The organism is Streptomyces liliiviolaceus (genome assembly GCF_018070025.1).
Lineage (GTDB): Bacteria > Actinomycetota > Actinomycetes > Streptomycetales > Streptomycetaceae > Streptomyces > Streptomyces liliiviolaceus.
Genome location: NZ_JAGPYQ010000001.1, coordinates 2,243,092 through 2,256,717 on the forward strand (window position 1 = coordinate 2,243,092; position 13,626 = coordinate 2,256,717).

A 13,626-nucleotide genomic window follows, 5' to 3' on the forward strand; every position below is an offset into this window, starting at 1 on the left:
CCGCGGTGCCCTCCAGGGGCGCCGCGGCCGTACTGTTGTGTACGTAACCCAGTAGGCAGAGAAGACGGAGAGCGCGGGCCCCCATGGTGCAGATCAAGACCCCCGAGCAGATCGCCAAGATGCGTGAGGCGGGCCTGGTCGTCGCCGCCGTCCACAGTGCGACGCGGGAAGCCGCGGTACCCGGTGCCACGACCCGGGATCTCGACCAGGTCGCCCGCAAGGTGCTCGACGAGCACGGCGCGAAGTCGAACTTTCTGGGCTACGGCGGCTTCCCCGCCACGATCTGCACCTCGGTGAACGAGGTCGTCGTCCATGGCATCCCGACCGACGACGTCGTCCTGAAGGACGGCGACATCATCTCGATCGACGCCGGCGCGATCATCGACGGCTGGCACGGGGACGCGGCGTTCACCGCCTTCGTGGGCTCCGGTCACGCTCCGGAGCTCCTTGAGCTGTCCCGGGTGACCGAGGAGTCGATGTGGGCCGGGATCGCGGCGATGAAGCTGGGGAACCGGCTCGTCGACGTCTCCCGGGCGATCGAGACGTACATCCGGCGTCAGCCGAAGCCCGGTGGCGGCAAGTACGGCATCGTCGAGGACTACGGCGGCCACGGCATCGGGACCGAGATGCACATGGATCCGCACCTGCTGAACTACGTCGAGCGCCGGCGGGGCAAGGGGCCGAAGCTGGTGGCCGGGTTCTGCCTCGCGATCGAGCCGATGGTTTCGCTGGGGACGCCTCGCACGGAGGTGCTGTCGGACGACTGGACCGTCATCACGACGGACGGTACGTGGTCGTCCCACTGGGAGCACTCCGTCGCTCTGACGGATGAGGGGCCGCTCGTCCTTACGTCTCCTGACGGGGGTCGCGCGAAGCTCGCCGAGTATGGGATCACTGCTGCGCCTGATCCCCTGGCGTAGGTCGCGCCCTCCGGGGAGGGGGTCCCCTTGGGGGGCGGGTGCGGGTTCGGTGGGGGCTTGTCGCGCAGTTCCCCGCGCCCCTAAAAGATTGCGCCGTTCCCCGCGCCCCTGAAGGGACTGCGCCCCTCCAACGGCAAAAGACCGCGCCGTTCCCCGCGCCCCTAAAAGCGTCCCCCTGCGGGGGTGTGTTCCGCTTAGGGATCTTGAACGTGGGGCAGACTTTCTCGATTCGTCTTTCCGGGGGCCCTGGCGTAGACTGACTCGTCGGCTCTCGTGCATCCGCATGTCTGCATGTGGTAAGCGCGGAGTCGATCAAGGTAGTCGATTCGAAGGGCGAAGCGTGGCCAAGAAGCAAGGTGCCATCGAGATCGAGGGCACTGTCGTCGAGTCTCTTCCGAACGCCATGTTCAAGGTTGAGCTCCAGAACGGCCACCAGGTTCTGGCACACATCAGCGGCAAGATGCGTATGCACTACATCCGCATCCTCCCTGACGACCGGGTCGTGGTGGAGTTGTCTCCTTACGACCTGACGCGTGGCCGGATCGTCTACCGGTACAAGTAGATCTTGCCTGTGCCCCGCTTCCGCGGGGTGGTGGCACTGACCCGGAGAACCTCACCAATGAAGGTCAAGCCGAGCGTCAAGAAGATCTGCGACAAGTGCAGGGTGATCCGCCGTCACGGCCGGGTCATGGTCATTTGCGAAAACCCGCGCCACAAGCAGCGCCAGGGCTGACGCACGACCGCACCTTCTGCACCCGCAGAACTTCGCGCGACGCACGAACATGTTCATACGCAGAGCCCGGATCGACTGTGCGCAGTGATCCGACACCCCCGGTCGGAGGCCGGGGACCCGGTTCGTACCGAATCTTCGAGGTGTTCGCCTCGGAAGAGGACGGCGGGCGGGAGCCGGTTCTGTGGAAGACCTCCGAACGACAACTGGAGCCATTGAATGGCACGCGTTTCCGGTGTTGACATCCCGCGCGAAAAGCGCGTGGAGGTTGCCCTCACCTACGTGTTCGGCATCGGCCGGACCCTCTCGCAGAAGACGCTGGCCGACACCGGCGTCAACCCCAACACCCGCGTCCGTGACCTCTCCGAGGAGGAGCTGGTCCGGATCCGCGAGTACGTGGACAACAACTTCAAGACCGAGGGTGACCTCCGCCGTGAGGTTCAGGCCGACATCCGCCGCAAGGTCGAGATCGGCTGCTACCAGGGTCTGCGCCACCGTCGTGGCCTGCCCGTCCACGGCCAGCGCACCAGCACGAACGCTCGTACCCGCAAGGGCCCGCGTCGCGCCATCGCCGGCAAGAAGAAGCCGGGCAAGAAGTAGTCCTCAGCGGACAACGCTTCATCAGCGGTCTTCGCTGTAGGACCGACCACCTCCCCGTAGGAGTTATAGATGCCCCCCAAGGGTCGTCAGGGCGCTGCCAAGAAGGTGCGCCGCAAGGAAAAGAAGAACGTCGCTCACGGCCACGCGCACATCAAGAGCACGTTCAACAACACCATCGTCTCGATCACGGACCCCTCGGGCAACGTGATCTCCTGGGCCTCCGCCGGCCACGTCGGCTTCAAGGGCTCGCGCAAGTCCACCCCCTTCGCCGCGCAGATGGCCGCCGAGTCGGCCGCCCGTCGCGCGCAGGAGCACGGCATGCGCAAGGTCGACGTCTTCGTCAAGGGTCCGGGTTCCGGTCGTGAGACCGCCATCCGTTCGCTGCAGGCGACCGGCCTTGAGGTCGGCTCGATCCAGGACGTGACGCCCACGCCGCACAACGGCTGCCGTCCGCCCAAGCGCCGTCGCGTCTGACGCACGGTTGTCTTAGCTTTTCCTGGGTTCGGGCGGTACGGCTCTTCGGAGGCGTGCCGCCCGTACCCTTGAAGTACTCAAGGGCATCAAATAGTGGGTGCCCATGACTGAAGGACTCCTTCATGCTTATTGCTCAGCGTCCGTCGCTGACCGAAGAGGTCGTCGACGAATTCCGCTCCCGGTTCGTGATCGAGCCGCTGGAGCCGGGCTTCGGCTACACCCTCGGCAACTCCCTCCGTCGTACGCTCCTCTCCTCGATCCCCGGTGCCGCTGTCACCAGCATCCGGATCGACGGCGTCCTGCACGAGTTCACCACCGTGCCGGGTGTCAAGGAGGACGTCACCGACCTCATCCTCAACATCAAGCAGCTGGTCGTGTCCAGCGAGCACGATGAGCCCGTCGTCATGTACCTGCGCAAGCAGGGACCCGGTCTCGTCACCGCCGCCGACATCGCCCCGCCCGCCGGTGTCGAGGTGCACAACCCCGACCTCGTCCTCGCCACGCTCAACGGCAAGGGCAAGCTGGAGATGGAGCTGACCGTCGAGCGCGGTCGCGGTTACGTCTCCGCCGTGCAGAACAAGCAGGTCGGTCAGGAGATCGGGCGCATCCCGGTCGACTCGATCTACTCGCCGGTTCTCAAGGTCACGTACAAGGTCGAGGCGACCCGTGTCGAGCAGCGCACCGACTTCGACAAGCTGATCGTCGACGTCGAGACCAAGCAGGCCATGCGTCCCCGTGACGCCATGGCGTCGGCCGGTAAGACCCTGGTCGAGCTGTTCGGTCTGGCGCGCGAGCTCAACATCGACGCCGAGGGCATCGACATGGGCCCGTCCCCGACGGACGCCGCCCTCGCCGCTGATCTCGCCCTGCCGATCGAGGAGCTTGAGCTCACCGTTCGGTCGTACAACTGCCTCAAGCGTGAGGGCATCCACTCCGTGGGTGAGCTCGTCGCCCGCTCCGAGGCGGACCTGCTCGACATCCGTAACTTCGGTGCGAAGTCCATCGACGAGGTCAAGGCCAAGCTCGCGGGCATGGGTCTTGCGCTCAAGGACTCGCCTCCCGGGTTCGACCCGACCGCTGCCGCTGACGCCTTTGGCGCCGACGACGACGCGGATGCGGGCTTCGTGGAGACCGAGCAGTACTGAGCCGCTCCGCGAGGAGGGTTCTTCGACTGCGGGGCCGTCGTGGCTGGTCGCGCAGTTCCCCGCGCCCCTTCGGGGCGCGGGTCCTCCGGGGCCTTGAAAAAGGCCCCGGATCTTCGACAGGCGATCGCCTGCTCGGACACTGACCTCGGTACCTGATACGGCCGGGGCAGACATCAAGGAGAAAGACCATGCCGAAGCCCACCAAGGGTGCCCGTATGGGCGGCAGTGCCGCGCACGAGAAGCTGCTTCTCGCGAACCTCGCGAAGTCGCTCTTCGAGCACGGCAAGATCACGACCACCGAGGCGAAGGCCCGCCGTCTGCGGCCGTACGCCGAGCGTCTGGTCACCAAGGCGAAGAAGGGCGACCTTCACAACCGCCGTCAGGTGCTGTCGGTCATCACGGACAAGAGCATCGTGCACACGCTCTTCACCGAGATCGGCCCGCGCTACGAGAACCGCCCGGGTGGCTACACCCGTATCACCAAGATCGGTAACCGTCGTGGCGACAACGCGCCCATGGCGATCATCGAGCTGGTGGAGGCCCTGACCGTGGCCCAGCAGGCTACCGGTGAGGCCGAGGCGGCGACGAAGCGCTCCGCCAAGGACGCCGAGGTCAAGGCCGAGGAGACTCAGGTCGAGGACGCCAAGGTCGACACGGCCAAGGGTGACGAGGCTGCCGAGGAGTCCAAGGACGCGTAAGCGTTCTGCCGGGGACCGGTTGTCGTCGGCTGCGGCTTCGTCGTGGCTGGTCGCGCCGTTCCCCGTGCCCCTTCGGGGGCTTGCTTGAGCGGGCCCGTTCCTTTTTGGAGCGGGCCCGCTTTCGTGTTCCTGAGAGGATTTCTGGGTGAGTGACGAAGTTGCGGCCGGGCATGTGCGGATCCGGATGGACGTCTCCTACGACGGGAGCGAGTTCTCCGGCTGGGCCAAGCAGGCCAGTGGCCGCAGGACCGTGCAGGGGGAGATCGAGGACGCGTTGCGGACCGTCACGCGGTCGGGCGGCACGACCTACGAGCTGACCGTGGCCGGGCGGACCGACGCCGGCGTGCACGCCCGCGGCCAGGTGGCGCACGTCGACCTGCCCGAGGAGCTGTGGGCCGAGCACCGGGAGAAGCTGCTCAAGCGGATGGCCGGGCGGCTGCCCAAGGACGTGCGGGTGTGGTCCCTGGCCGAGGCGCCGAGCGGGTTCAACGCGCGGTTCTCGGCGATGTGGCGGCGGTACGCGTATCGCGTCACCGACAACCCCGGCGGGGTCGACCCCCTGCTGCGCAGCCATGTCCTGTGGCACGACTGGCCGCTCGACGTCGACGCCATGAATGAGGCGGCCCGGGGGCTGCTCGGCGAGTACGACTTCGCCGCCTACTGCAAGAAGCGGGAGGGTGCGACGACCATCCGTACGCTCCAGGAGCTGCGGCTCGAACGGGGGAGCGACGGCGTGATCACCGCCACCGTGCGGGCCGACGCCTTCTGCCACAACATGGTGCGGTCGCTGATCGGGGCGCTGCTCTTCGTGGGCGACGGGCACCGCGGGGCCGACTGGCCGGCGAAGGTGCTGGCCGCGGGGGTGCGGGACTCCGCCGTGCATGTGGTGCGGCCGCACGGGCTGACCCTCGAAGAGGTCGGGTATCCGGCCGACGAGCTGCTCGCCGCGCGGAACAAGGAGGCGCGGAACCGGCGGACCCTGCCGGGCGCCGCGTGTTGTTGAACACCCTCGGGCGGTGCTGAGAGGTCCCGCCCCCGGCCCTGCCCCCGGCCTGCCCCCGCCTCCGTCCCGGCGTTCGCAAACCACCCCTTATCGGACTCGGTGAAATCAAGCCGTAACACGGAGCTTGGTGCCTTATATCGGACGTAAGGCGTCATGTCTGACTTCCTTGCTCACGCGAATCTTACGTACCTCTTGAAACTCGGTTATAGTTTCGCGGCCCGGCCTGTTGTTCGAATGGGGTGGCCGGGCAAGGGGCGGGGATCATCGGGCTTCTGCATGCCCGGGGGTGGGTTTTTTCATGACATCAGTAGGTCCTGTGCGGACCGGGGGGCGGCGCAGCACGCGCCAGACCGGGAAACGGAGGGCGGGGCGCGGCGGCCAGGCGTCGCTCGGGCTGCTGCCTCTGCCGCCGACGGAGAAGGAGAAGTACTCCTACGCCAGACGGCACCTGTGGATCCTGACGATCAGTTCGCTGATCAGCTTCTGCTGCCTGATCATGAGCCAGTTCAAGCTGGCGCAGTCGACCCCCGTGCTGTGGATCTACACACCGCTCCTCGTCTTCACGGTGATCTACTACCTGATCTCGCTGCGGGTCAACGGATTCACCCGGGACTTCGACATCAAGCACCACCGGTCGCTGGTCGCGAACTGGCGGCCCGAGACGTACCCGTCGGTGGACGTCTTCCTGCCGGTGTGCGGCGAGCCCATCGAGGTCCTGCACAACACCTGGACCCATGTCCGGGCGATGGCCGACCGCTATCCCGGCGTCTGCGTGCCCTTCGTGCTCGACGACGGCGCGAGCGCCGACCTTGAGGCGATGGCCCACGACTTCGGGTTCCGCTACGGGACCCGGGAGAACCGCGGCTGGTTCAAGAAGGCCGGCAACATGCACTTCGGCTTCGAGCAGTCGGACGGGGAGTTCATCCTCATCCTCGACGCCGACTTCACCCCGCGTGCGGACCTGCTCGAAGAGATGCTGCCGTACATGGACGAGAACCCGAGGACCGGGATCGTCCAGTCGCCGCAGTACTTCCGTGTCCTGGACTCGCAGAACTGGATCGAGCGCGGCGCGGGCGCGGTGCAGGAGCTGTTCTACCGCTCCGTGCAGGTCTCCCGGCAGGGCAGCGACGGCGCGATCTGCGTCGGCTCGTGCGCCATCTACCGGCGGGCGGCGCTGAACGACAACGGCGGTACGACGCTGATCGAGCACTCCGAGGACGTCCACACGGGCTTCGACCTGCGAGGCCTCGGCTGGGACCTGCGGTACATCCCCGTCGCCGTGTCCACGGGGGTGTGCCCGGACAGCGCGGGCGCCTTCTTCAACCAGCAGTACCGCTGGTGCTCGGGCTCCATGAGCCTGCTGGGCAGCAGGAAGTTCTGGCAGCGGAAGATCAAGTTCTCCAGCCGGCTCTGCTACATGTCGGGCTTCTTCTACTACATCCACACGGCGCTGTTCACGTTCGCTGCGCCCGTGATCCCCGTCGTACTGCTGCTGATGATGCCGGACAAGCTGAAGGTCGAGCATCTGCTCCTGGTGCTGCCGAGCATCCTCTACACCACGATCATCTTCCCGATGTGGCACAAGGCCCCCTACCGCCTGGAGGCGTGGGCGGCCCGCATGATGTACGGCTGGGCGCACTTCTTCGCGATCTGGGACATCCTGCGCAAGAACCGCATGGGCTGGCAGCCCACCGGTTCCGCCGGCGCGAAGAAGAACAAGACCCGCCGCTTCTGGATCGGCATGTGGGTCTGGGGCGGCGGCACCGCCCTGATCTGGGTGGGTGCCGCGGTGTGGCGGCTGTTCACGATGAACGCCCCCGACTTCGCCCTCATCCTTTCCACCGGACTCTTCTACGCCCTCGTCGTGGGACGGGTCCTGGTGCAGCCCCGAGCGGAGAGCGCCGTCTGATGTTCCTGACACGTGTACGTACCACCGCGGCCGGCTGCGCGCTGGCCCTGTCCGCGCTGCTCACGCTGAGCGGCTGCTCCCTGCTGGACGACTCCGGTACGACGGCCTCGTCCGAGGGCGGTGCCTCGCAGAACGGCGGGGGCGAGGACGCGCAGGGGACGGACGCCGACATCCCGTACGACGTCACGCCGCTGCTCAAGCCCGAGAAGAAGTACTTCGGCGCGGCCGTCGACGGAGCCCCGAACTCGATGAAGGGCGTCGACGCCTACACCGCGATGACCGGCAAGCAGCCGAACCTCATCGAGTACTACGCGGCCTGGGGCGACGGCTTCGACGCCCAGGGCGTGCGCAACGCCTGGGCCGAGGGCGCGCTGACCCTGGTCTCCTGGGAGCCGTTCGACGTCACGCTCGCCGACATCGCGGCCGGCGAGAAGGACGCGTACCTCAAGAAGTACGCGGCCTCGGTGCGCAAGCTGAACCTGCCCGTAGTGATCTCCTTCGCCGACGAGATGAACGGCCATTGGGAGAAGTGGGGCACCAAGAACGTCACGCCGAAGCAGTACGTGGCCGCGTGGAAGCACATCCACGACACGTTCACGGACGCCGGAGCCTCCAACGTCATCTGGGCCTGGTCGCCCAACATCGTCAACCCGGTCAAGAGCGTCGAGCTGAAGCCGTACTACCCGGGCGACGGCTATGTCGACTGGGTGGGCGTGATCGGCTACTTCACGCTCGAAGAGGACAACGCCTACAAGAGCGTCTTCGGGCCGACCCTGGACGAGATCCGGACCTTCACGAAGAAGCCGACGCTGATCCTGGAGACGGCCGCGGAGCCGGGCGAGCGGCGCCGGGCCGACGTCCGGAACCTGTTCGCCGGGGTCGAGGCGGACGACGACATGCTCGGGTTCGTGTGGTTCGACCACAAGAAGCGCGCCGACTGGCGTCTGAAGGTCAGCCCGCTGGCCCTCAAGGAGTTCAAGCGACTGGCCGCCGCCGACGTGTTCGGCTTCGACGTTCGGAAGCCGTGATGAATCGCAGCCAGAACCCTCGTCCGCCGCAGCCGCAGGGTCCGTACGGCGAGCAGTCGTACGGGGACCAGAGGTACGAGGACCAGAGGTACGGGGACCAGTTCGGGGGGCAGTACGGCGACCCGTACGCCGATCCGTACGTCGATCCCTATGGGGAGGGCGACTCGGCTTCCTGGTTCAACTCCAACGGGCGGCCCGCGCAGACCCGTCATGGGTACGGCACGCAGGCCGCGTACCCGCAGGAGCAGGAGCAGCAGCAGTACGTGCCGGGGATTCCCGAGCAGCGGCAGCGCGAGGACCAGCCGACGTACGCGCTGCACACCGTCGAGGAGACGCCCGCCGAGCCCTCGTACCACATCCCCGTCACGCCCGAGGCGGGCTGGGACATGGCGGCGAGCCGGCGCCGGGCCTGGGTCAGCCGGGCCGTGCTGCTGTGCATCCTGCTGATCCAGACGGTGCTGTCGCTGAGGCTGTCCAACACGGCGTTCCAGGACGAGGCGCTGTATCTCAGCTCCGGGCACGAGCAGTTGGACCACCTTCTCAACGGCACGCCCGTGACCACGGACTACGCGAGTTACTTCTCCGGTTCGCCGACGCTCTACCCCGTGCTGGCGGCGCTCGTCGACGGCTGGTTCGGGCTGACCGGGGCTCGGGTGCTCAGCCTCCTCTTCATGCTGGGCACGACGGCCCTGCTGTACTCCTTCTCGCGGCGGATGTTCAACGAGCGGGCCGCGCTCGCCGGTGCCGCGCTGTTCGCCGTCACCCAGTCGACGATCGTGCTCGGCTACTTCGCCACGTACGACGCTCCGGCGATCTTCCTGCTCGCCGCGGCGGCCTGGGTCGTCGTGCGGACCGACCGTGCGCCGGTCGCCGTGGTGCTGCTCGCCGCCCCGCCGGCGGTCCTCGCGGTCGGTGTGAAGTACGCCTCCGCGCTGTTCCTGCCCACGCTCGTGGTGCTCGCCCTGCTGACCGCCTGGCCGCACCGGGGGAAGGCGGCGTTCGCACGTGCCCTGCTGCTGGGCGTCGGGATCGCGGGTCTGCTGGGTGTCGCGCTGTACGGCACCGATGTGCTCGAAGGCGTACGGGCCACCACCACGGCCCGTGAGCACGGCACCGACTCGGCCGTCGACCTGCTGGAGAAGTCCGCCCTGTGGGGCGGTCTGATGTTCCTGACCGCGTGCGGCGGCGCCGTCTCCTACATCAGGCGCGGCCGGATGAACGAGTCGCCGCTCGCGCTGCGGCTCAGCGGTCCCGGCTGGCGCTGGCGTCTGCTGCTGGGGCTGCTGCTGTGCGGCACGGCGACGCTCGCACCCGCGTACCAGATCCATCTGTCCACGTCGGTCGCCCTGTACAAGCATCTGGGCTTCGGCCTGCTGTTCGCCGCGCCCATGGCCGGTATCGGTGTGACCAGGCTCGTCGGAGCGCACTTCCGCTATCCGCAGTTGGGCATCCTGCTCTGGGTCACCGTGCTGTGCCTCGGCCTGTCCCAGTCGGTGGAACGTTTCGCCTCCTGGCCCGGGACGTCCGGTCTCAACACGGTGCTCCGCGCACACATCACGCCGGACAAGGGCCGCTACCTGGCCTCCACGCCGAACGTGCCCGTGTACTACCTGCGGGACATCACCGAGCAGTCCCGATGGACCTCGCTCTACGGCATCGGCTACAAGGACGACAAGGGCAAGGTCCACCGCGGCGCGGACGGCTACCGCACGGCGATCAAGGACGGCTGGTTCGACATGGTCGTCCTCGACGGGGTCGCCACCCCGCAGATGGACAAGGTCGTCATCGCCGCCCTCAAGGAGAGCGGCAAGTACCGGCTGGCCGGCACCGTGCCGTTCAAGGTCAGCGGCGGCGACGGCACGTACCGCATCTGGATCAAGAGTTCCTGACGGTGGCCGTCGGCTCTTCCGGCGGCCACCCATGTCTTGAATCGACCAACACACTGTGTGAGAGAAAGGCCGTGCCCATGCGGCTCACTGTCATCGGCACCGGCTATCTCGGTGCCACCCACGCCGCCTGTATGGCGGAGCTCGGGCACGAGGTGCTCGGGGTCGACGTCGACCCGGACAAGGTCGCCGCGCTGCAGGCGGGGCGGGTGCCGTTCCACGAACCCGTGCTGCCCGAACTGCTCGCCCGGCACACGGCGAGCGGGCGGCTGCGGTTCACCACGTCCTACGAGGAGGCCGCGGCCTTCGGCGAGGTGCACTTCATCTGCGTGGGTACCCCGCAGCGCAAGGACTCGGAGGGCGCCGACCTGCGGTACGTGGACGCGGCGTTCGCGTCGCTGGCCCGGTACGCGGGCGAGGGCGCGCTCCTGGTCGGCAAGTCCACCGTGCCCGTGGGTACGGCCCGGCGTCTCGCGGACACCCACACCGGCGTGGAGATCGCCTGGAACCCGGAGTTCCTGCGCGAGGGCTTCGCCGTCGAGGACACCCTGCGGCCCGACCGCCTGGTCCTCGGCATCGGCTCCGAGCATGCTGAAACGTTGCTGCGCGCGGTGTACGCGCCCGTCATCGGCGCGGGGACCCCGGTGGTCACCGCGGACTTCCCGACCGCCGAACTGGTCAAGACGGCCGCGAACGCGTTCCTCGCCACCAAGATCTCGTTCATCAACGCCATGGCCGAGGTTTGCGAGGCCACGGGCGGCGACGTCTCCGTACTCGCGGAGGCGATCGGCCACGACGACCGCATCGGGAAGAAGTTCCTGCGGGCCGGCGTCGGCTTCGGCGGCGGCTGTCTGCCCAAGGACATCCGGGCCTTCGCGCACCGCGCCGACGAGCTGGGGGTGTCCCTGGAGTTCCTGCGCGAGGTCGACGCCATCAACATGCGGCGCCGCGACCGGGTGGTCGAGCTGGCCCGCGATCTGTGCGGGGGCGCGGTTCTCGGCGCGCGGATCGCCGTGCTCGGCGCGGCCTTCAAGCCGGACTCCGACGACATCCGCGACTCGCCCGCGCTGAACGTCGCCGCGCGCTTGCGTCTCGACGGCGCCGATGTCACGGTCTACGACCCGGAGGCGATGGACAACGCCCGCAAGGCGTTCCCGCTGCTCGGGTACGCGCTGTCGGCCGAGGACGCGCTGCGCGGAGCCGATCTCGTGCTGCACCTGACCGAATGGCCGCAGTTCCGCGAGCTCGCTCCCGAGCGGGCCCGCACCTTGGTCTCCCGTCCACGGATCGTGGACGGGAGGGGGACGCTCGACGGGGCCACCTGGGCCGCGGCGGGCTGGGAGTTCCGGGCGCTGGGTAGACCCGCGCCCGGTGGGGAGGGGTAAGGACATGACGTACGAGACATTCGACGACGTGCGCGTCACGATCGTGATGCCCACGTACAACGAGGCCGCCAATCTGCCGAGAATGGCCGAGGCGGTGCTCCAACTGCCTCTGGGCGGGCTTCACTTGAAGGTGGTGGACGACTCCAGCCCGGACGGTACGGGCCGGATCGCCGAGGAGCTGGCCGAGAAGTACAACGCGGACGGGCAACGCCGGATGAGCGTGCTGCACCGCACCGAGAAGGACGGGCTCGGGCGCGCGTACGTGGCGGGCATGAGCGCGGCGGTCGACGAGGGCGCCGAGTACCTGGTGCAGATGGACGCCGACGGCAGCCATCCCGTGGAGGCGGTGCCGCGCATGCTGGGCACCGCCGTGGCCTCGGGGGTCGGGCTGGTCATCGGGAGCCGGTACGTCGAGGGGGGCTCGCTCGACGAGGACTGGGGCGCGCACCGGGTGCTGCTGTCCCGGTTCGCGAACCGGTACGCGCGGACCGTGCTCGGCACGAAGATCCGGGACATCACCGCGGGGTTCAATCTGTGGTCCGCGCGGGCCCTGAACGACGTGGATCTGCACTCGCTGGACAGCGCGGGGTACAGCTTTCAGGTAGAGCTGAAGTACAAGGCCGTGCGGGCCGGGCACAGTGCGGTGGAGATTCCCATCCGGTTCGAGGAGCGGACCGAAGGGGTTTCGAAGATGACTCTTCGTACGCAGCTTGAGTCGGCGTTGGTGCCGGTGAAGTTGCGTCTTAAGAGGGACTGACCACCTGCCGGGGGGCTGGGGGTTTGGGGTGTCCGGGGTTGTTCTTCGGGTGCGGGTGCGTGGGGGCTGGTCGCGCAGTTCCCCGCGCCCCTCGGGGGCCTGCGGCCCCCTGAAGACAAAAGATTGCGCCGTTCCCCGCGCCCCTGAGGGGGCTACTCGTTGGCTGCCGCCGATGCCTGGGCCTCGCCTCTGCGGCGGATCTGGCGGAAGGTGAATTCGGCCAGGTCGTCGCCCGTGCTGAAGACCTTGGCGTCCTTCTCGGTGACGTCCTTGCCGTTGGTGAAGCCGGCGACGGTGAAGTAGGCGTAGCGGCCGTACGAGTTCGTCGTCGAGCGGCAGATCGCCGAGCGGCAGAAGACGGGGACGCCCTCACCGGACAGGGACTGGACGACGCTCTTCTTGTCGGCGTCGGTCTTCGCCCTGAGCGCCTTGGCCTCGTTGTCGAAGACGGCCACGCCGACGGTGACGGCCACCCCGTCCTTCGAGTACGTGACACGCATGAGGCGGGTGCAGTCGTTCTTGGTGAGGACCGGGCCGAGCGTGCCCTGGGCGGCCGACGCGCAGTTCTTCGTGGACGCCATCGCGCCCTTCTTGTAGACGGTCTCGCCCATCGTCAGCTGGGTGCCCGGGAAGAGGGTGTCCGGCGCGAGCGCCGCCGTGTCCTTCTTCACATCGGATATGAAGTCCTTCGGATCCAGCGGCGGCGGCGCCGAGGTCGCCTCGAAGGACGGCCCGGTCCCGGCGGTGTCCGACGGGATGTCCGCGGAGGCGGGCAGCTCGGAGGCGGGTTTGTTCGACGCCTGTTCCTTGCCGTCCGCCGAGACGACGGCCACCGCGACGGCCGCGCCCACGGCGATGGTGGCCAGGGCGCCGCCGCCGACCAGCATCCACCTGCGACGCCGGTTGCGCGTTTCGGACGCCTCGGCCAGCGCCGCCCAGTCGGGAGACTGACTGCTCCACTGCGGCTGAGAATTTGATCCCCCGGAACCCCACTGGGGTCCCCCCTGCCCAAAGCTCATGGGCCGCATCTTAGACGGGACAAGGGGACAAGGGATCCGCCGGTCCTCTCCCGCAGCACTCGAAACGCCGAT

Annotated in this window: 14 protein-coding genes; 13 read left to right on the forward strand and 1 reads right to left on the reverse strand. The window is 68.0% G+C overall.

All coding sequences use genetic code 11. From position 1 onward, the window contains the following. Positions 1-83 precede the first annotated feature (83 nt). The 13 genes from map (at position 84) to J8N05_RS10025 (ending at position 12,535) form a co-directional block, all read left to right on the forward strand. Positions 84-920: a type I methionyl aminopeptidase gene (gene map, locus J8N05_RS09965; RefSeq protein WP_210882049.1), complete on the forward strand. Its 837-nt coding sequence runs from the start codon at positions 84-86 to the stop codon at positions 918-920. A 340-nt stretch (positions 921-1,260) separates the two neighbouring features. Continuing rightward, on the forward strand, positions 1,261-1,482 hold the full coding sequence (gene infA / locus J8N05_RS09970) for a translation initiation factor IF-1 (RefSeq protein WP_003948620.1): 222 nt from the start codon (positions 1,261-1,263) through the stop codon (positions 1,480-1,482). 57 nt (positions 1,483-1,539) lie between these two features. Further along, positions 1,540-1,653: a 50S ribosomal protein L36 gene (gene rpmJ / locus J8N05_RS09975; protein ID WP_003998809.1), complete on the forward strand. Its 114-nt coding sequence runs from the start codon at positions 1,540-1,542 to the stop codon at positions 1,651-1,653. Positions 1,654-1,869: 216 nt separating this feature from the next. Beyond that, positions 1,870-2,250: a 30S ribosomal protein S13 gene (rpsM, locus tag J8N05_RS09980; RefSeq protein ID WP_107022207.1), complete on the forward strand. Its 381-nt coding sequence runs from the start codon at positions 1,870-1,872 to the stop codon at positions 2,248-2,250. Positions 2,251-2,319: 69 nt separating this feature from the next. Continuing rightward, entirely contained in the window at positions 2,320-2,724 is a 405-nt protein-coding gene (gene rpsK, locus J8N05_RS09985) for a 30S ribosomal protein S11 (RefSeq protein ID WP_003956432.1), read from the forward strand. A gap of 122 nt (positions 2,725-2,846) precedes the next feature. Further along, a complete protein-coding gene (locus J8N05_RS09990; RefSeq protein ID WP_003966937.1) occupies positions 2,847-3,869 on the forward strand; it encodes a DNA-directed RNA polymerase subunit alpha in 1,023 nt (340 codons plus the stop codon). A gap of 188 nt (positions 3,870-4,057) precedes the next feature. Continuing rightward, complete coding sequence (gene rplQ / locus J8N05_RS09995) at positions 4,058-4,567, forward strand: 50S ribosomal protein L17 (protein ID WP_210882050.1); 510 nt, start codon at positions 4,058-4,060, stop codon at positions 4,565-4,567. A gap of 145 nt (positions 4,568-4,712) precedes the next feature. After that, entirely contained in the window at positions 4,713-5,570 is an 858-nt protein-coding gene (gene truA, locus J8N05_RS10000) for a tRNA pseudouridine(38-40) synthase TruA (RefSeq protein WP_210882051.1), read from the forward strand. 298 nt (positions 5,571-5,868) lie between these two features. Continuing rightward, positions 5,869-7,479: a glycosyltransferase family 2 protein gene (locus J8N05_RS10005; protein ID WP_407699894.1), complete on the forward strand. Its 1,611-nt coding sequence runs from the start codon at positions 5,869-5,871 to the stop codon at positions 7,477-7,479. Next, entirely contained in the window at positions 7,479-8,507 is a 1,029-nt protein-coding gene (locus J8N05_RS10010; protein WP_210882052.1) for a glycoside hydrolase family 26 protein, read from the forward strand. The genes J8N05_RS10005 and J8N05_RS10010 overlap by 1 nt, the downstream gene beginning before the upstream one ends. Next, complete coding sequence (locus tag J8N05_RS10015; RefSeq protein WP_210882053.1) at positions 8,507-10,396, forward strand: ArnT family glycosyltransferase; 1,890 nt, start codon at positions 8,507-8,509, stop codon at positions 10,394-10,396. Before J8N05_RS10010 ends, J8N05_RS10015 begins: the two co-directional genes overlap by 1 nt. Before the next feature lie 77 nt (positions 10,397-10,473). Then, entirely contained in the window at positions 10,474-11,778 is a 1,305-nt protein-coding gene (locus J8N05_RS10020; RefSeq protein ID WP_210882054.1) for a UDP-glucose dehydrogenase family protein, read from the forward strand. Positions 11,779-11,782: 4 nt separating this feature from the next. After that, positions 11,783-12,535, forward strand: a complete 753-nt coding sequence (locus J8N05_RS10025; RefSeq protein WP_210882055.1) for a polyprenol monophosphomannose synthase — start codon at positions 11,783-11,785, stop codon at positions 12,533-12,535. Positions 12,536-12,687: 152 nt separating this feature from the next. Here J8N05_RS10025 and J8N05_RS10030 read toward each other — a convergent pair whose 3' ends face one another. After that, complete coding sequence (locus J8N05_RS10030) at positions 12,688-13,554, reverse strand: hypothetical protein (protein ID WP_210882056.1); 867 nt, start codon at positions 13,552-13,554, stop codon at positions 12,688-12,690. Between the last annotated feature and the right edge of the window lie 72 nt (positions 13,555-13,626).

What these genes read in the sequence shown, in the direction of transcription:
- J8N05_RS10005 (WP_407699894.1), top strand. Translation starts at nt 5,869, where the DNA reads ATGACATCAGTAGGTCCTGTGCGGACCGGGGGGCGGCGCAGCACGCGC.
- map (WP_210882049.1), top strand. Translation starts at nt 84, where the DNA reads ATGGTGCAGATCAAGACCCCCGAGCAGATCGCCAAGATGCGTGAGGCG.
- J8N05_RS10030 (WP_210882056.1), bottom strand. Translation starts at nt 13,554, where the DNA reads ATGAGCTTTGGGCAGGGGGGACCCCAGTGGGGTTCCGGGGGATCAAAT.
- J8N05_RS10020 (WP_210882054.1), top strand. Translation starts at nt 10,474, where the DNA reads ATGCGGCTCACTGTCATCGGCACCGGCTATCTCGGTGCCACCCACGCC.
- J8N05_RS10025 (WP_210882055.1), top strand. Translation starts at nt 11,783, where the DNA reads ATGACGTACGAGACATTCGACGACGTGCGCGTCACGATCGTGATGCCC.
- rplQ (WP_210882050.1), top strand. Translation starts at nt 4,058, where the DNA reads ATGCCGAAGCCCACCAAGGGTGCCCGTATGGGCGGCAGTGCCGCGCAC.
- J8N05_RS10010 (WP_210882052.1), top strand. Translation starts at nt 7,479, where the DNA reads ATGTTCCTGACACGTGTACGTACCACCGCGGCCGGCTGCGCGCTGGCC.
- rpmJ (WP_003998809.1), top strand. Translation starts at nt 1,540, where the DNA reads ATGAAGGTCAAGCCGAGCGTCAAGAAGATCTGCGACAAGTGCAGGGTG.
- J8N05_RS10015 (WP_210882053.1), top strand. Translation starts at nt 8,507, where the DNA reads ATGAATCGCAGCCAGAACCCTCGTCCGCCGCAGCCGCAGGGTCCGTAC.
- J8N05_RS09990 (WP_003966937.1), top strand. Translation starts at nt 2,847, where the DNA reads ATGCTTATTGCTCAGCGTCCGTCGCTGACCGAAGAGGTCGTCGACGAA.
- rpsM (WP_107022207.1), top strand. Translation starts at nt 1,870, where the DNA reads ATGGCACGCGTTTCCGGTGTTGACATCCCGCGCGAAAAGCGCGTGGAG.
- rpsK (WP_003956432.1), top strand. Translation starts at nt 2,320, where the DNA reads ATGCCCCCCAAGGGTCGTCAGGGCGCTGCCAAGAAGGTGCGCCGCAAG.